Below are 16678 nucleotides of genomic sequence, written 5' to 3' on the forward strand. Positions count from 1 at the left end.
TCTCCCATTTTAGGAAGAAATGCAGGCTTTCCGGACCCTAGGGTGCAATCTCGATATGATTGCGACCATTCTCCTTGGCTCGGCACAGGGCTTCGTCCGTCGCCTTGATGAGATGCTTCTGGTGCGGATGACCCGAACGCCGGGCGATGTCGATCGAGGGCGGGACCGACAGCTTTCTCCCGATCACGGTATCGGGTTCACGCGTTGCCAGTTCGGCACGGACCACCTGCACCATGTCGTCACGCAGGGTCATCGCGATGACGGGAGGAAGATTTTGCATGCCGGAAGCGCCGTGCTAACCGTCTGAGAAAGCGCAGCCTTCATGACGGAGTTGCTCGATGAACGCAGTTAAGCGGCTGGTCCTGGGCGGGGCATGGATCATGCTGACCGTCGGCGCGTCCGGCCATGCCCAGACGCCGCGCGTGGCGGCAAGCGGACCCAGCTTCTCCTGCGCCGCTGCAAGCACGGCGACGGAGAAAACGATCTGCCACGATCCTGCACTCGCCGCAGCGGATCGCGAGACGGCAAGCCTTTTCGCCCTTGCCCGGCAAAGCGCCTTCGGAACGGGTCCTTCGAACGAACTCGCCGCGCAGCGCAAGTTCCTGCAGGAAACGCGCGCTTGCGGCAGCGCGGCGGCGGGCCGGTCCATACCGGAATGCCTGACCGCAAGTTATGGCCGCCGCAACGGCGAACTGGCCGTTGCCGTGCTGATGCGGGCGCCGGACAAGGCCCTGCCGGTCCTGCGCCGTGTCGCGCCGGAGATCGCCCCCCTTCTGGAAGCCGTCGCCTTATGGGCGGGTGAGCCTGTGAATGCGAACTGGTCGGCCCCTTACCGTAAAGCCGCCAGAACGCGCATCACCGCCCTGCTCACGCCCTATTTCAACGGACTGCGGACGGACGAAAGTCAGTCTTTCGGCCGGTCGATCCTGTCCGACCGCGGTGCCGACGGGATTGCCGTCACCCGCCTTGAGGATATTTTCAGCTCGGACCGCCACTTCGCGGCTCTCCTGAATGTGCTCGGCCCTTACCTGCCCGAAGGTAACGACTCGATACGGGCCGTCCTGCCCTGCGCCGCGATCGTGCGCCACCCCGCCCTGCTCCACGCCACCGGTCCCGCGTTCGGCTCGACGATGGACGGTTTCGTGTTGAACAGCGACTGCGAGCGCACCTTGCCTCCGCTCCCGGCCCTCGACGCGCTCGACGACAGGATCAACCGGACCTGGCCGGAATGCGACGGCACGATACGCTTTTCCGCTTACCGCTCCTACCGGAACGCCGTCGACGCGGCGCGGCTCGGACAGATGCCCGAGACGGCGGACGGCGGCTTCGAAATGCCGGGCGGCATCGCCCCCGCCGACGTGACGAAGGTCCGTTCCGAACTGGAGCGCCACTATGCGGCCTATCTCGCGAAGTCCCCTGCCGAGGCCGCGAAGATGGCCCGAGAGGCGGCTGGGGAAGTGCTGTCCGCCGCCCATAGTTGCGGTACTTGATCATCTTCCCCCACCGAACCGGAGACCTGCCGATGAAGCCATGCGTAGCGGCCCTTGCTTTCGCCGCCTGCCTCGCGGCATGCCTGTCCTCCCCCGCCGAGGCGCGCTCCTCGCAGTGGTGGTACGTCGCGCAAGGCGCCGACAAAGTGCTGTTCGTGGACGTGGAATCGATCCAGCGGTACGGCGACACCGTTCGCTACGAGGCGAGCCAGGTCCTGCGCGAAGAGGGAAACCCCGCCGCCTCGATCCGTGCCTACATGCTTACCGATTGCCGCGCACGCACCGAAAACTGGGACATGGTCATGCGCTACGGCCCGCACGACGAGCGGCTCGACGAAGCTGCCCTGGCTTATGACGATCCCGAACCGGTCGGCTCCGGCACGCTCGGCGAAACGCAGCTGGAATTCGTCTGCGCCTCCGATCCTGCCGAGACCGGCGGCTTTCCGATCGCCATCGATGAAGTCGCCTTCGCCGAAGCGCTGATCGCCGACACCGATGCCTCGGAAAGCCCCCGGGCCGTCCACGACAGGATGCGCGCCGATCCCAAGGTGCCGGTCATACGCTCGACCGCCCCCGCGCCCGAAACCTTCGGCACCGAGCAGCGCACGGCGGCAGGCGATGCCGTCGTCCCGCCCCGCGACTATGCCAAGGGCACGCAAGTGCCCGAGGCCGGTGACTACGACGCCGACGAAAGCGGAACCATCTACGACATCGCCTATGTCGGCATCGAGGACGGCGAGATTGTCTTCGAACTGCGCGGCTACGGCATCGGCGACCTTGCCCGCGCCAGCAGCGCCCAGAAAATGCGGTTCCCGCTGGCGCAGAAGGATGTGCGCATCCTGGATATCGGGATCGAAGTCATCGAGGCGACGCCGCAGGCCCTGCGCTTCCGCGCAAGCCGCTTATCGAGGGACGAAAACGGCGAGACGGGATTCCCCTGCCTCGATCCGGCATGTACCGCCCGATGAAAGGCGCAGTCCGTCACGCCGTCCTCGCACTCGCGGCGCCGTGGCTGATCGGCTCGGCGCCTGCCGAGGTGCCGCCCGGGCATGACGCCCGGATCGACGAGCAGGTCGATCTCGCCGACGATCTCTCGGCGCAATGTGCGCAGGAAGATGACGATGCCTGCCTCCGGCTCGGCTACATCCATGCCGAAGGCGACGGCGTGCCGCAGGACGAAACCCGGGCGACGCCGTTTTTCGCGAGGGCTTGCCATCTCGGCAACGCGAAGGGCTGCACGATGGCCGGTCTCGCCTATGGCAACGGGCAAGGCGTGGAGCGATCGCCCGAACACGCCGCATCGTACTACGCCCTCGCCTGCACCGACGGCGAGCCGACCGGCTGTTCGAACCTCGGCCTTGCCTATGTGAACGGCGACGGCGTCGATCGGGACGAAGCTTACGCCGCGACGCTGTTCACGCAGGCCTGCGATGCGGGCGGCAGGGCGGGTTGCGCCAATCTCGGCGCATCCTATTCGCTGGGCAAGGGCGTGCCGCGCGACCAGCGCCGGGCGGCCGACCTGTTCAGACAGGCCTGCGACCGGGACGATCAACACGCCTGCTACAATCTCGGCGTGCTCTACCGCGACGGACTCGGTGTGCGGCGGGACTATCGGCGCGCCGTCTCGCTGTTCGAACAGGCCTGCGACGTGCAGGACCCCGCCGCCTGCGGCAATCTGGCGATGATGGTCGATGACGGGCGCGGCACCCGCAAGGACCGCCGACGGTCGCTGGACCTGTTCGAGAAAGCCTGCGACCTTGGCGAGGCTGAAAGCTGTTTCACCCTCGGCAGGGCCTATCAGACCGGAAACGGCCGCGAACGTGACGATCGTCGCGCCGCCGCACTGCTCGAACGGACCCTGGAACTGGCCCCCGATACGCCTTCCGCGGAAAGCGCCCGAAAGGCTCTCGCGATCGCCCGCGCGGCGGCGGATCAGACAGAGGAAGACCGATGAGAAGAGGTTTTCTTCCGCTTCTCGCGGCCCTTGCGGCCATGGTCGCGGCATCCCCGGGATACGCCATGGACAGGCCGGACGAGGAGAACGTGCTGACGTGCAGCATAGCCGGTCAGAATCGCGAGGCTTCGCTGTCCATCGCCGGGGACCGCGCCGTCTATCGCTACGGCCCGCCCGGCGAACGCCCCGAACTCACTCTGAGCGCGCCCCTCGGCGAACTCGACTATCGCCGCCGCAACGGGGCGGGAGACACGATCGACGAAACGGCGACTTTCGCCAACGGCGATACCCTGTACCGCTTCGAAGCCGGATTTCGGGACGGCGCCGCGCCCGATCCGTCCGCCCTTCATCCGTTCGGAACGCTGACCGTCAGCCGCAAAGGCCAGACCCTGGCCGGACTGACCTGCCGCCCGGACAGCATCCGGCGCAAGCACGATCGGCTGCTCGCCCTCATGCGCGAGGTCGGACGCGAGCGCGGTTCGGACGGCCAGTCCTTCCCCAATTATGCCATCCAGTATCCCCTTCCCGCGAGCGGGTCGCCGCCGTGCGAGGCCGACTTCAACGTCGACACCTGCTGGAGCAGGGGCGTAGCCGCGGCACGCGGCGGCGATGTGCGCGCGGCGCTGGATCACTACGACATGTCCTGCGCGGCCGGCTTCGACGAACTCGGCTGCTACGAGGCAGGCAAGCTCTACCTCCACAACCGCGCGCTGCGCGACTACGGACGCGCGCAGGCGAGGCTTACTCATGTCTGCGATAGCGACGATCCGGGCCGCGGGCCTTACGCCTGCAAGTACCTGGGCTGGATGTACCTGACCGGCACGGGGACCGGCCGCGATCTCGACAAGGCCTGGAGCCATTTGTCGAAGGCCTGCTTCCTGCACAACGACGCCCTGATGATCGATCCCGAAGGCTGCCACTTCTTCGCGCAGACGGTTCGCGCAGCGCAGGCCGCCGAGCCGCACCGCTTCAAGACCGCGGACTTCCTGGCCTATGTCGCACTGGCGCAAGGCTGCACCGACAATGCCCGGACGGTCTGCGACGAGGCCCGCGAGATGTACCGCACCGCTGCCGCGCGCGGCGCGGATTGGATCGCGCGCTGCGAGAAAGCGGTTCGCTCGCGCGGCCTGTTCCCCTCCTGCGCGCAGATGACCGCCGTGACGGACGATTACGAAGCGACGATGGCGGCGCGCCGCAACCTGATGGCCGTCTTCCTCCAAGCGCTCGATACCGAGTGATCGCCCGCGCGAGCGCTACTTCTATGGGGAAAGGATGGGCAACGGCTCCTCGGTGGCAGTCGGGAAGACTGAGCCGTCGCCCTTCGCCCTCCTAGCGATCCGCCCCTCTCGGAGCCATAGCGGAGACAATTGTTTACATTTGCCGCCGGCGGCCGACGAAGAAAGGGCCTCGCTCTGGGGAGGAATGGTAGAGCGAGGCCGGAGGTGGCGTCCGGTTCGTATCCGGATCACTTCGCACCTCGATCGCCAAACATGGGGTGTTTGTGCTGGCGCGGGGGTAATGCAGCGGCGCGATCGAAGTGACCGCAGTGGGTCTCTGCGGTCTGCACAGCATAAGCGAAAACCGGTAGGGACGATGTAAAGCAGTGTAAATTCGCGAGCGAGGCAGTTCCTCTCCGCCGCGGGCTTTCCTACGAGAATACGCGTCCCCAGCAGGCTTGAATCGGAAATGACGATGAGATTACCCGTTTCGCTGTTCCTGCTCGGATCGGCAGGCTTGCTGTCCGCCTGTGCATCGCCGCCGAAAGCGGCGCTCCGGACGACGGGCGCCCTGCCGCAGGCAGGCGGCATCGAACTCGTCGGCGCAGCCTCGGGCGACAGCGCATGGGGAACGGCGCTGCTGGAGAAGCTCGCCGCACGTGGCCTTTCCCGTTCCCGGGAGGCCGATTACTTCGTCCAGTTCACGAACGCGCTCCTGCCCGGCAGGACCGGCCTTTTCGCGCCTGAGGGCGAACCCGAGGGAAAGACCTGGCTCGTATCGCCCACGCGGTCCCGGTCCATCGACCAGCGGGTCTACACATTGGTGGTTTCGGAGCGGGCGACCGGACGCGAACTCTACCGTCTCGTCGGACAGATGCCGGTCCGGCAGGGCACACCCGAAAGCGAGGATCGGCTTTCGCAGGCCTTCCTGGCGGAACTGGGCAGCGCGACCGAGCCGGGAACCGCCGGACGGTAGTTTTTTTCGGGACTATCCCCGATCGGCAAGCGGCAGGATCAGCGAGAACGTCGCACCCCGCCCGACCTCGCTGAGGCAGCGGACCTCGCCGCGATGCCGCACCACGACGGTATGCACGAAGCTGAGCCCGAGCCCGACGCCGTCCATGCGCCGACCGGCCCCCAGCGGCCCGCGATGGAACCGTTCGAACAGCCGGTGGCGATGCTCTTCGTCCAGTCCGGGTCCTTCGTCCGTGATCGCACAGAACGCGCGCGGTTCGCCGTCCGGTTCCTGGCCCACCGTACAGCGGATATGGCTTCCGGAGGGACTGTACTTGATGGCATTGTCCAGGAGGTTGATGAGCGCGCGGGTCACCAGGGAGCGCTCCACCCGGACGATCAGGCGCTCGTCCTCCCCGCCGGTGTCGATCGAGATCGACTTGGCGGTGAGCTGCGGCCAGAGATCGTCGATCGCGTCGATCATCATGTCGCCCAGCGCGACATCCTCCAGCACATATTCGAGACTTTCCGCGCGGGCGAGCTGAACGAAACCGTCGGCAAGGCCGAGTGTCCGCTCCGCATAGTGACGGATGCGGCGCGCCTCTTCCGGCGCGATGTTCTCGCTCGGCGCGGTTTCCAGGACGGCGAGGATCGAGGCCTGCGGGGAACGCATGTCGTGGGTCAGGAGTTCGAGGATATCGTCGCGCTGGCGCTGCGCGGCCTTGGCCTCGCTCACATCCATGAACTGGACGATCCAGCCGACGAAACCGCTGCCGACGGTAAGCTGGGGCGCGAAGCGGACGGTGAAGAAGTGGCCGTCCTCGGTCATCGCGTCGAAGCTCAGCGGCTCCGCCGTGGGGGCTGCGGGAAAGCGGATCGGCTCCTGCGATCCCGCCTGCCGGAAACGCGTGAGCAGGGCCGCCCCCTTGCCCGGCGCATCAACGCGGACATTCTCCGTACCGAACAGCCTGCCCGCCGAAGCACTGGCGAGCAGGATATCGCCTTTGCCGTCGGTGACGAGTGTGGCGTCCGGCAGCTGGTCGAGCCGCTCGGCGACGAAATGCTTCATGTCGCGGTTGCTGGTGATCGCGGCAGTCAGCAGCGCAATCGTCGAGGGCAGCGGCTGGCGCCCCTTCTTCACGGGCGGCGTGAACAGCGTGGAATCCGCTGCGAGGCGCAGCAATTCGCCGTGCATGAAATGCTGCGTGATCGCCAGTTGCCGCCATCCCCAGATCGGATAGGCGACGCAGAGCGCCAGGATCGGCGTGGCGGGCGGCAACCAGACCCTTCCCAGGAGCAGCGACAGTCCGGAAAGCGCCAGAACAGCCACGGTTCCCGCAGCAAGTCCGAGCGCCGGCGACAGGCGCGGAAACGGTCCCATCAGCAGCATGAGCAGCCAGACCGGCACCAGTGCGAACCCGATCCGCATGGCGTTCCCCGCTTTCCCGATCATCAGCTTGCCGAGCAGGCCGTGCAGGAACTGGGCATTGATTTCGAGGCCGGACATCGTGCCGCGACCCGGCACGGGATAGCGCGGACCTATCCCGGCAGCCGTCACACCGACCAGCACGACCTTGCCGCGCAAGGCCGGGCGCGGTTCCTTGCCCGCGAGAAGCGAGGCAGCCGAAAGGCGGGGCCACTGCTCACCCGAAGTGAAGGGGATCAACCGTCCCGTTGCGGGGACAGCCACGCTCTTGCCGAGACTGCCGTGAACTTCGTCCATCAGGTGAAGCCGCGAACCGAGCGGCGACGGCGCCGAACGCATCACGCCGTCGGGATCGACGAGGAAATCGGTGAACCCGGTGCCCCGCGCCGCATCGCGCAAGGGGGCGATCGGCTCCACGACCTTCGCGCCCGCGCCGATGAAGAAGGGAAGGAAGACATTCCCCGCCCGCGCCATCGCTCCGGCCAGCCCGGCATCGCCTTGCGGCGTCCCGCGCTCGGTAAACAGCGTATCGTAGACGATCGCCTGCGGCGCCTCTTCTCGCAGCCGGTCGACGAGCTGCGCGTGGACACTGCGATTCCAGGGCCAGCGCCCGAATTGCGCAAGCGCCGCATCGTCGATCGCGACCAGCGCGATCCGGCCGTCCGGGCGCGGCGGATCGAGTTGCAGCAGCCGGTCGTAAGCGGCATTGTCCAGCCGCGAAAGGGCATCCCCCAGCGTCAGGACAACCGCCAGCAGGCTGACGAGCACGGCAATGATCCACCATTCGATCTTGAGGCGAACCGCGAGGTTCACTTGACCGTCCCGACCCGCAGCTCGTTGGTGGACGACCATTTCGTATAGACCTGCCCGTCGGCGGCCTCGATGCTCATGACCCGCCAGTAATAGGTCCCCGCCGCCAGATCGGTGATGACGAAAGCGTCCCCGGTCAGGCCGGTCTGGTCGACGAGCGGCGCCGAGCCGTCGGCACCGCGCGAGAGCTGGAAGCGGAAGCTTGCATTCGGAGCGTCCGGCGCCTGCCAGCGGAACAGGAACTGCCGGTATCGGCCGGCCCGGCTTTCCTCAAGGCTGGTCCGCAACCGGCTCCGTCGCCGCTCGAAGCTGTAGGTAGAGGCCAGGCCTTCGAGATCGTGGTCGTCGATGGCGGCCAGACGCACGAAATAGGTGCCGCGCGGCAGGTCGGGGAATTCCGCCTGCGGCGTCGGCGCATAGGCTTCGTCCAGCACGTCCAGGAAACCGGCATCGCGGGCGATCTGGAAGCGATAGCGGGCCGCTCCGGCGACCGGCCGGGCGACGAAGGCCAACTTCTCTCCGGTCTGGGATCTGTCCGGCGAGGCCAGGTCCGGCGGCGCCAGCAGCGGCACGGGCGCGGCAAGTGCGTCGCTGGTTCCGAACCCCGCCGCAACGGACTGCTCCCCCTCGCGCGCCTCCCGGAACGCGACTTTGCCTTCGGACACCTCGACTTTCGTGGCACCGCTCGCCGGATCGTAGCTCGTGCGGAAACGGGTTCCGCGCACCGAAGTGATGGCGCGCGGCGTCAGGAACTCGAACGTGCTGTGCGGGTCCGTCATCGGCGTGACGATTCCGGAAGCCTGCCCCTTCTGGACCACGAAACGGCGCTCGACGGATTGCGCCAGCAGGGTACGGCGCAGCCGCTCTACCCGCACGCGGGTTCCGGGCGGAAGGGAAATGGCCGTATTGTCGGGCAGGCGCAGCGAAACGAAGGACCGCGCGCCCGTCTCGATCAGGTCTCCTTAGCGAACCTTGAGACCGACCGATGCCCCGTGCGCGCCGACGAGCACGGCCCCCCGATAGCTCTGGACCACCGCCTCGATCGGTTCGCGGCGCAGCATCGAACGCGGTATCTTGAGCACGCGGCCCACGGGTATGCGCCGGGGATTGCCGATCCGGTTGAGCTTCTGGACCGCCGGATAGCTCGCAGGATCGGCGAAATAACGCCGGGCGAGGTCGTAGAGCGTGTCGTTGCGGTTGACGCTGTAGCTGACGTGTTCCGGCGCCTCCGCGCGAAGGCTGCCGGAAGCGGCCAGCAGCAGGGCGGACAGGGATGCGCGGTAGAGGAAACGGGCGTTCAAGTCAGGGCTTCCAGACGATAGCCATAGGAATAGATCGGCGAGAGCTTGAAGCCGTTCGCCGGGCGCAAGTTGAGTTTCGTGCGCACGTTCGAGATGTGCGCGTCGAGCGTTCGGGTCGGCAGGTTCGGCCTGACGCCCCAGATCGCTTCGAGAAGATAGGCCCGCGACAGCGCGCGGTTCATGTTCCGGAACAGCAGTGTCGCCAGCGCGAATTCCTTCGCAGTGACCGCGACCGCTTCGTCGCGCAGTTCGATCGTCTCCGCCCGGCTGTCGAAGCGGTAGGGGCCGAACGTCTCGACCGGGCTCGCGGAGACCGGGTAGGCCCGCCGTGCCACGGCCGCGACCCGCGCCAGCAGCACGGGACTGGACACCGGCTTGATCACGTAGTCGTCGGCACCGGCGGACAAACCCTGGACGATGTCCTCTTCGGCCGAACGGCTCGTCAGCATGAGCGCAGGCGGCCTGCTGTCGAGGTTTTCGCGCATCCAGTCGAGTATCTGGAGCCCCGACATGCCCGGCACGTTCCAGTCGAGAATCAGCATGTCGAAGGTTTCGCGGTGCAGCTGTTGCAGGAGGTCCCGGCCGTCCGCGAACACGACGCAACTGTTGCCGCTCGCCAGCAGCGATTTCTCGACATAGCCGGCAAGGGCCAGGTCGTCCTCCAGAATTGCAATCCGCATTCGCGCTCCGCTCTGCTTCGTCACGGCATCAGTGCCCCCGCGACAAGCATATCAGCGCGAACGGCGCCCCGCAGCAGCCCTTCGGCGGGTTTTACAAGGTTTTACAAGCATCACGATTTTGCATTCCTTTACATGACTTTTGATCACCGTTGGGAGAACCCGGACACTCGTAAAATCGAAAAGGAGGGTGGATTTCATGGAAAGAGCCGTCTGCGCGGACGACGATGCCGACAATGCGCTTCCGGAAAACCGCCATGACCGCTTCCCTCAACTCCATGCCCCCACGCCTGTCGTCGGTCGGTACTTCGAATCCGTGCCTTTCGCCCTCGCCGTCCTCGACCGCGCCCGTCACGTCGTCTTCATCAACCGGCAGATGGCCGCCGTCGCCGGTCGTTCGGTAGAGGAACTCGACGGGCGCAGCGTGCTGGCGGCATTTCCGCAACTCGGTCCGATTTTGGAGGGGTGCTACCTATCCGCCGCGCGCGGCGATCCGCTGCCCGACAGGCGCATCTCCTGGCAGGGCGCCACCTATTTGCTCACGTTCAGCGTAACCTGCGATGCCGAAGGGCTGGTCGCGGAACTCCTGATCGGCGCGATGGACATCACGCGGGAGGCCCGGATCGAGGCCAGCTTGCGCCAGTCCCGCAGGCAGCTGATGTCGTCCCTGCGTACCGATCCTCTTACCGGACTGCTCAACCGCAACGGTCTGGCGAGTGCGCTCTCCAAGGAACTACGGCGCAGCCATCGCGACGGGACGAGCATGGCCCTGCTGCTCGTGGATGTCGATTACTTCAAGGACTACAACGACTGTTTCGGCCATCTCGCCGGAGATCGCTGCCTGGTCGCCATTGCCGGCGAGATCGGCCGATGGGGCCGCCGCGCAGGCGATGCCGTGGGGCGTTTCGGCGGCGAGGAATTCGTCATGGTCCTGCCCGATACGGACGCTCTCGGCGCACTGCGCGTCGCTGAAAACTGCCGACTGGCGGTCGAGCGCCTTTCCCTCGACCACCCCGCAAGCCCCTTCGGGCGGATCACGGTCAGCATCGGCGTGACTGTCAGCACCAGCGGATCGCTGGAGGCCGATCATGCCGCCCGCTGTCTGGGCGCGGCCGATCACGCCCTCTACGAAGCGAAGGATGCGGGCCGCAACACGATGCGCTTCAGCCATGTCGCCGAAAACGATGAAAACCTTGCGCCAGAACTGACCGGAGAGCAGCTTCGACCGATCAGGCCCGCCCTTCAGGAACCCTGCCGATAATCGCAGTCCGCGTACCCCGGTCCAGCACCGCCCCCTGGCCATCCGCCGTCCAGCCGAGGCGATCGGCGCCCGGCGCTTCCCAATCGGCGACGGTCATGTCGGCGCCCTCCGCGTTCAGCCAGCGCAAATCCGCGGGGAGGCTTGCGTAACGGGACGTCTCGGCCGAGCGGATCGCCGCCAGAGCCGCGGTATGATCTTCCAGTTCCAGATCGCGGTTTGCCCAATCGACCCAGCCGATGGCGTTGTCCTGGCAATAGGCGTTGTTGTTGCCTTGCTGGGTGCGGCCGAACTCGTCTCCGGCCGTCAGCATGATCGTGCCGGTCGAGGCAAAGAGCGTGCCGAGCAGCGCCTTGATATCCGCCCGGCGCGCTTCATTGATCGCGGGGTCATCCGTCGCCCCTTCCACGCCGTTGTTCCAGCTGAAGTTTTCGCCGTGACCGTCGCGGTTCTGCTCGCCGTTGGCCTCATTGTGGCGGTTTGCGTAGGACACCGTATCGGCAAGGGTGAAGCCATCGTGCGCGGCCAGTAAGTTGATCGAGCGGCAGGACGAGCCGGGCGGCACCGGGCCGAAGATGTCGCTCGATCCGGCGATCCGGGTGGCGAGTTTGCCGATGCCTTCCTCGCCCTTCCAGAAGCGGCGGACATCGTCCCGGAAGCGGTCGTTCCATTCGAGCCAGTTCTTCGGGAAATGGCCGAGTTGATAGCCGCCCGGCCCCACATCCCACGGCTCGGCGATCATGATCCGCGTGGACAGGACGGGATCGGCCGCGATCTCCGCGAAGATCGGTGCTGCCGGATCGAACCCCGGTCCTCTTGCCAGCACCGGAGCAAGATCGAAGCGGAAACCGTCCACGCCGCAACTCTCGACGAAATGGCGCATGGCATCGAGGGCGAGGCGCCGGACGGCGGGGTTTGCGAAGTCCAGCGTGTTGCCGCAGCCGGTATCGTTGATCAGCGAGCCGTCCGGCGCATGGGCATAGGCGGCATTGTCCAGCCCGCGCAGCGAGATCGTCCCGCCCTGTACATCGCTTTCGCCGCTATGGTTGAAGACAAGATCGAGCAGGACCCCGATCCCCTCGGCATGGAGCGCGGTGACGGCCTTTTGCAGTTCGGCAGTCCCACCGGGGCACAGGCCAGGATCGAGCGCCATCATCGCCACCGGATTGTAGCCCCAGGCATTGACCAGACCGAGCGGCGGCAAGTGCCGTTCGTCGATCCAGGCGACGATAGGCATCAGTTCGACCGCCGTGACATGCAGCTTCTTCAGATGCGCGATCACGGCCGGATGGGCGAGCGCGGCCACGGTCCCGCGCATCGGCTCGGGCACTTCGGGATGGAGCCGGGTAAAGGCCCGGACATTGAGTTCGTAGATCAACCCGCCCTGCACGAAATGCGGCAGGGCGAGCGGAAGCGGCTCAACCGGGGCGGGCACCACGGCACGGGGCACGAAGCTCGCCGTATCGACGCCGAACGCGGCCAGACGGCGATCCTGTACGAAACGCCGGTCCAGCCCGACCGCATAAGGATCGACCAGCAGCTTCGCGGGATCGAACCAGAGCCCGCGTTCCGGCGCCCATTCACCGGCGGCGCGGTAGCCGTAATGCGCGCCGGTAAAATCGCCGCGCAGCTCCAGAACCCAGTCCGGCCCGTCTCGCTCCATGCGATGCCGCTGCTCGTCGTCGCCCTCGAACAGGCAGAGCCAGACTTCGCTCGCCAGTGGACTGCGCACCGCAAAGCGCGTCTTGCCCTCACCGACCGACGCGCCGAGCCGGTTCATGCCGTCAGGGCACGGTAAAGATCGGCATAGGCCTGCCCGCTCGCCGTCCACGAGAAATCGCACTTCATCGCATTCTTCTGGATCGTGCGCCATTGCTCGGCGCGACCGTAGAGATCGACCGTGCGGGTCAGCGCGGCGGAGACGGCATCGTAGTGCACACCGTCGAACTGCACGCCGGTCGCGACCCCGGCGGCCAGCGCGGCGGGGTTGGCGTCGATCACCGTGTCGGCCAACCCGCCGGTCCGCGCCACGACGGGAACGCAGCCATAGGCCAGACCGTAAAGCTGGGTCAGTCCGCAAGGCTCGAAGCGCGAGGGTACGAGGATGGCGTCGCCGCCGCCCTGCATACGGTGGGAAAGCGCCTCGTCGTAGCCGATGCGCACGCCGATCCGGCCCGGATGGCGCGCGGCGGCGTGGTGCAAGGCCTGCTCGATCGCCGCATCCCCCGAACCGAGCAGGGCCAGCCGCCCGCCCAGCCCGACGAGATGGTCGAGCACTTCCAGCAGCACGTCCATGCCCTTCTGCCAGGTGAGCCGGGTGACGACGATGAACAGCGGTCCATCATCGACGTCGAGCCCGAATTCGGCCTCCAACGCGCGCTTGTTGGCGGTGCGTCGATCCAGCTTGCGGGCATCGTAACGGGCGGCGAGGGCGGTGTCTTCGGCGGGATTCCAGGTTGCCGTGTCGATCCCGTTGAGAATGCCGGAAACCGCCCTGCCCCGCGCCACGATCAGCCCCTCCAGCCCCATGCCGAACGCGGAGGAGCGGATTTCGCGCGCATAGGTGGGGCTGACGGTGGTTACGGCATCGGCGCAGGCGAGGCCCGCCTTCAGCATGCCGATGCCGCCGTGGTACTCGATACCGTCGATCGACCAGGCCTCGCGCGGGAGGCCGAGGCGCGGGAAAGTTTCAGCGCCGAACCAGCCCTGGAATGCCATGTTGTGGATGGTGACGATGGACGGCACGCGCCCGGCATCACCGCCGAACGGAGCAAAACGCAGGTACGCAGGGGCCATCGCCGCCTGCCAGTCATGCGCATGAACGAGGTCGAAACGCATGGCCTTGCCCCGGACGACCACCGCACCGCCCGCGATATCCGCCGCCGCCCGGCCCAGTGCCGAGAAGCGCTGCCAGTTGTCTGCCCAGTCCTGTCCTGCCGCATCGCCATAAGGCGCGCCGTCGCGGATGTAGAGCGCCGGCGCGTCGAGCACGAGCAGCGGCTGGCCGTCGATCTTGCCGGTCAGCAGCCGCGCCGGAACGCCCAGCAACGAGTCCCAGGCATGGACGCTGCGCAACCGCCCGAGCGCCTTCAGCACCGAAGGATAGCCGGGCAGCAGCGTGGTCATCTCCACGCCGTGACCGGCGAGCGCGGCGGGAAGCGCGCCGACGACATCGGCCAGCCCCCCGGTCTTGACCAGCGGCACGGCTTCGGAAGCTACGGAGAGGACTTTCAACGACATTCCCTTTTCAGGCAGATCACAGGCCCTTTTTAGACAAATCACAGATTCAGGCGATCGATCATCGGCTTGGTGATGAGGCAGACCCCGTTGTCGGTGCGGCGGAAGCGGCGGCCGTCGAGTTCCGGATCCTCGCCGACGACCAGCCCTTCCGGAATGCGCACCCCGGAATCGATCACCACCCGCGACAGGCGGGCGTGGCGGCCGATGTTGCAGTAAGGCAGGATCACCGCCTCGTTGACTTCGGAATAGCTGCCCATCTTCACGCCGGTGAACAGCAGCGAGCGCCGCGCCAACGAGCCGGAGACGATGCAGTCCTGACTGATCAGCGAGGAGATCGCCTGCCCGCGCCGCCCTTCCTCGTCGTGGACGAACTTGGCCGGGGCGGCGACGACGGTGTCGGTCCAGATCGGCCAGTCGCGGTCGTACATGTCGAGCTTGGGCACGGTGTCGGTGAGGTCGAGATTGGCTTCGAAATAGGCGTCCACGGTGCCGACATCGCGCCAGTATTCCTCGATTTCCTCCGCCGCGCGAATGCAGGAATTGGTGAAGCGGTGGGCCTGCGCCTTGCCGTGCTTGACGATGTAGGGGATGATATCCCCGCCGAAGTCGCGCTTGGAATCCGGCTCGGCGGCGTCGCGGCGAAGCTGCTCGAACAGGAACTCGGTGTCGAAGACGTAGATGCCCATCGAGGCCAGCGCATGGTCGGGATCGCCGGGAATCGACGGCGGATTTCTGGGCTTTTCGAGGAACGAGGTGATGACGTCGTTCTCGTCGACATGCATGACGCCGAAGGCGGTGGCGTCCTTGCGCGGCACCACGAGGCAGCCCACGGTCACGTCCGCGCCCGAGTTGACGTGCTGTTGCAGCATCAACTCGTAGTCCATCTTGTAGATATGGTCACCCGCCAGGATCACCATGTACTTGGGGCTGTAGGCGGCAATGATGTCTATGTTCTGGAACACCGCATCCGCCGTTCCCTCGTACCAGAGCAGCTCGGAAATGCGCTGGCTGGCGGGGAGAATGTCGAAACTCTCGTTGCGTTCGGGACGCATGAAGTTCCAGGCGCGGTTCATGTGCCGGATCAGGCTATGCGCCTTGTACTGCGTGGCGACGCCGATGCGGCGAATGCCCGAGTTGATCGCGTTCGACAGAGCGAAGTCGATGATCCGGCTCATCCCGCCGAAATAGACCGCGGGCTTGGCGCGGTTGTCCGTCAACTCGGCAAGGCGACTGCCGCGTCCGCCGGCAAGAACATAGGCCATGGCATCGCGCGCAAGTGGCGATCCGGTCGGCGTCCTCATTGCACTCACTCTCCTTAGTATCTTCGTTTTTAGCCCGCGTGTTCGCGCGTTTCCGCATATTCAAGCATGATCGTCGCCAATGGCGGCAGCGTCACCATGGCTCGCCCGTTCTCCGCCTTGACCTGCCCCAGGTTGCCTTGTCCGGTTCCGCCGTAATGCGGGGAATCGCTGTTGAGGATCTCGTTCCATGTGCCGTCAAGCGGCAGCGGCAGTCCATACCCCGTCAGGGTAGCCGGGGTCATGTTGGAGATGACGGCGATCGGCGGGGCGCCCTGCGTTTTGCGCAGCCAGGCGAAGACCGAATTGGCGGCATCGTCCACCACCAGCCATTCGAAACCTTCACCGTCGCAGTCCCCGGCGTGAAGTGCAGGTTTGTCGCGGTAGACGCGGTTGAGATCCTTCACGAGGTTGCGGATGCCTTCATGGGCGGGCGCATCGCGCAAGTCCCAGTCGAGCGCGCGTTCCTCGCTCCATTCGCGGCGCTGGGCGAACTCCTGCCCCATGAACAGCAGCTTCTTGCCGGGATAGCCCCACATCATCCCGTAATAGGCGCGCAGATTGGCGAATTTCTGCCAATCGTCACCGCTCATCTTGTTCAGCAACGAACCCTTGCCGTGGACCACTTCGTCATGGCTGAGCGGCAGGACGTAGTTTTCGCTGAAGGCATACATCAGGCCGAAGGTGATGTCGTCGTGATGATAGCGCCGGTGCACTGGATCGCGCGCCATGTAACGCAGCGTGTCGTGCATGAAGCCCATGTTCCACTTGAAGCCGAAGCCCAGCGAGGTCGGCTGCCCGCCGTCCTCCACGTCATAGGCGGGCTGGGTGACACCGGGCCAGGCGGTCGATTCCTCGGCAATCGTGAAGACGCCCGGATGCTGGCCGTAGAGCGCGCGGTTGGTGGCGCGCAGGAAGTCCACCGCCTCCCAGTTCTCGCGCCCGCCCTGGGCATTGGGAATCCACTCGCCGTCCTTGCGCGAGTAGTCGCGGTAGAGCATCGAGGCGACGGCATCCACGCGCAGCCCGTCGACATGATAGCGTTCGGCCCAG

15 protein-coding genes are annotated in these 16678 nt (G+C 66.2%); 6 read left to right on the forward strand and 9 right to left on the reverse strand.

Annotated elements, in window-relative coordinates; translation table 11 throughout:
• Positions 1–37 precede the first annotated feature (37 nt).
• Positions 38–280, reverse strand: a complete 243-nt coding sequence (locus V7066_RS14415) for a hypothetical protein (protein ID WP_334183731.1) — start codon at positions 278–280, stop codon at positions 38–40.
• Positions 281–338: 58 nt separating this feature from the next.
• Between V7066_RS14415 and V7066_RS14420 the strand changes: the two genes are divergently transcribed.
• The 5 genes from V7066_RS14420 (at position 339) to V7066_RS14440 (ending at position 5637) form a co-directional block, all read left to right on the forward strand.
• Positions 339–1490, forward strand: coding sequence for a lysozyme inhibitor LprI family protein (locus tag V7066_RS14420; RefSeq protein ID WP_334183732.1), 1152 nt, complete (start codon positions 339–341; stop codon positions 1488–1490).
• Positions 1491–1522: 32 nt separating this feature from the next.
• On the forward strand, positions 1523–2458 hold the full coding sequence (locus V7066_RS14425; RefSeq protein ID WP_334183733.1) for a surface-adhesin E family protein: 936 nt from the start codon (positions 1523–1525) through the stop codon (positions 2456–2458).
• Positions 2455–3444 carry a tetratricopeptide repeat protein gene (locus tag V7066_RS14430; protein ID WP_334183734.1) on the forward strand — a complete coding sequence of 330 codons (990 nt, stop codon included), beginning with the start codon at positions 2455–2457 and terminating at the stop codon, positions 3442–3444. Before V7066_RS14425 ends, V7066_RS14430 begins: the two co-directional genes overlap by 4 nt.
• Positions 3441–4682, forward strand: a complete 1242-nt coding sequence (locus V7066_RS14435; protein WP_334183735.1) for a sel1 repeat family protein — start codon at positions 3441–3443, stop codon at positions 4680–4682. The genes V7066_RS14430 and V7066_RS14435 overlap by 4 nt, the downstream gene beginning before the upstream one ends.
• 454 nt (positions 4683–5136) lie before the next feature.
• Entirely contained in the window at positions 5137–5637 is a 501-nt protein-coding gene (locus tag V7066_RS14440) for a hypothetical protein (RefSeq protein WP_334183736.1), read from the forward strand.
• A 12-nt stretch (positions 5638–5649) separates the two neighbouring features.
• Here the strand turns inward: V7066_RS14440 and V7066_RS14445 are convergent, their stop codons facing one another.
• The 4 genes from V7066_RS14445 to V7066_RS14460 are packed head-to-tail and all read right to left on the reverse strand — an operon-like array spanning position 5650 to position 9832.
• Positions 5650–7854 carry a CHASE2 domain-containing protein gene (locus V7066_RS14445; protein WP_334183737.1) on the reverse strand — a complete coding sequence of 735 codons (2205 nt, stop codon included), beginning with the start codon at positions 7852–7854 and terminating at the stop codon, positions 5650–5652.
• Positions 7851–8807, reverse strand: a complete 957-nt coding sequence (locus tag V7066_RS14450) for a FecR family protein (protein WP_334183748.1) — start codon at positions 8805–8807, stop codon at positions 7851–7853. Before V7066_RS14450 ends, V7066_RS14445 begins: the two co-directional genes overlap by 4 nt.
• A gap of 6 nt (positions 8808–8813) precedes the next feature.
• On the reverse strand, positions 8814–9152 hold the full coding sequence (locus tag V7066_RS14455) for a LysM peptidoglycan-binding domain-containing protein (RefSeq protein ID WP_334183738.1): 339 nt from the start codon (positions 9150–9152) through the stop codon (positions 8814–8816).
• On the reverse strand, positions 9149–9832 hold the full coding sequence (locus V7066_RS14460; RefSeq protein ID WP_334183739.1) for a response regulator transcription factor: 684 nt from the start codon (positions 9830–9832) through the stop codon (positions 9149–9151). Before V7066_RS14460 ends, V7066_RS14455 begins: the two co-directional genes overlap by 4 nt.
• Positions 9833–10028: 196 nt before the next feature.
• Here V7066_RS14460 and V7066_RS14465 point away from each other — a divergent pair, with 196 nt between their 5' ends.
• Positions 10029–11090: a GGDEF domain-containing protein gene (locus tag V7066_RS14465; RefSeq protein WP_334183740.1), complete on the forward strand. Its 1062-nt coding sequence runs from the start codon at positions 10029–10031 to the stop codon at positions 11088–11090.
• On the opposite strand, the gene glgX is transcribed toward V7066_RS14465, so the two are convergent.
• The 4 genes from glgX to V7066_RS14485 form a co-directional block, all read right to left on the reverse strand.
• A complete protein-coding gene (glgX, locus tag V7066_RS14470) occupies positions 11059–12867 on the reverse strand; it encodes a glycogen debranching protein GlgX (RefSeq protein ID WP_334183741.1) in 1809 nt (602 codons plus the stop codon). The genes V7066_RS14465 and glgX overlap by 32 nt on opposite strands.
• Positions 12864–14327: a glycogen synthase GlgA gene (gene glgA, locus V7066_RS14475; RefSeq protein ID WP_334183742.1), complete on the reverse strand. Its 1464-nt coding sequence runs from the start codon at positions 14325–14327 to the stop codon at positions 12864–12866. Before glgA ends, glgX begins: the two co-directional genes overlap by 4 nt.
• Before the next feature lie 38 nt (positions 14328–14365).
• Positions 14366–15628, reverse strand: coding sequence for a glucose-1-phosphate adenylyltransferase (glgC, locus tag V7066_RS14480; protein WP_334183743.1), 1263 nt, complete (start codon positions 15626–15628; stop codon positions 14366–14368).
• 29 nt (positions 15629–15657) lie between these two features.
• Positions 15658–16678, reverse strand: a 1021-nt coding sequence (locus tag V7066_RS14485; protein ID WP_334183744.1) for an alpha amylase C-terminal domain-containing protein, incomplete at its 5' end; no start/stop codon positions are given.

It is taken from the genome of Novosphingobium sp. (assembly GCF_036820275.1).
Lineage (GTDB): Bacteria > Pseudomonadota > Alphaproteobacteria > Sphingomonadales > Sphingomonadaceae > Novosphingobium.

Excerpts from the sequence above, each read along its gene's own strand:
- V7066_RS14435 (WP_334183735.1), top strand. The coding sequence starts at position 3,441 with ATGAGAAGAGGTTTTCTTCCGCTTCTCGCGGCCCTTGCGGCCATGGTC.
- V7066_RS14420 (WP_334183732.1), top strand. The coding sequence starts at position 339 with ATGAACGCAGTTAAGCGGCTGGTCCTGGGCGGGGCATGGATCATGCTG.
- V7066_RS14430 (WP_334183734.1), top strand. The coding sequence starts at position 2,455 with ATGAAAGGCGCAGTCCGTCACGCCGTCCTCGCACTCGCGGCGCCGTGG.
- V7066_RS14460 (WP_334183739.1), bottom strand. The coding sequence starts at position 9,832 with ATGCGGATTGCAATTCTGGAGGACGACCTGGCCCTTGCCGGCTATGTC.
- V7066_RS14465 (WP_334183740.1), top strand. The coding sequence starts at position 10,029 with ATGGAAAGAGCCGTCTGCGCGGACGACGATGCCGACAATGCGCTTCCG.
- V7066_RS14440 (WP_334183736.1), top strand. The coding sequence starts at position 5,137 with ATGAGATTACCCGTTTCGCTGTTCCTGCTCGGATCGGCAGGCTTGCTG.
- glgC (WP_334183743.1), bottom strand. The coding sequence starts at position 15,628 with ATGAGGACGCCGACCGGATCGCCACTTGCGCGCGATGCCATGGCCTAT.
- glgX (WP_334183741.1), bottom strand. The coding sequence starts at position 12,867 with ATGAACCGGCTCGGCGCGTCGGTCGGTGAGGGCAAGACGCGCTTTGCG.
- V7066_RS14415 (WP_334183731.1), bottom strand. The coding sequence starts at position 280 with ATGCAAAATCTTCCTCCCGTCATCGCGATGACCCTGCGTGACGACATG.
- V7066_RS14425 (WP_334183733.1), top strand. The coding sequence starts at position 1,523 with ATGAAGCCATGCGTAGCGGCCCTTGCTTTCGCCGCCTGCCTCGCGGCA.
- glgA (WP_334183742.1), bottom strand. The coding sequence starts at position 14,327 with ATGTCGTTGAAAGTCCTCTCCGTAGCTTCCGAAGCCGTGCCGCTGGTC.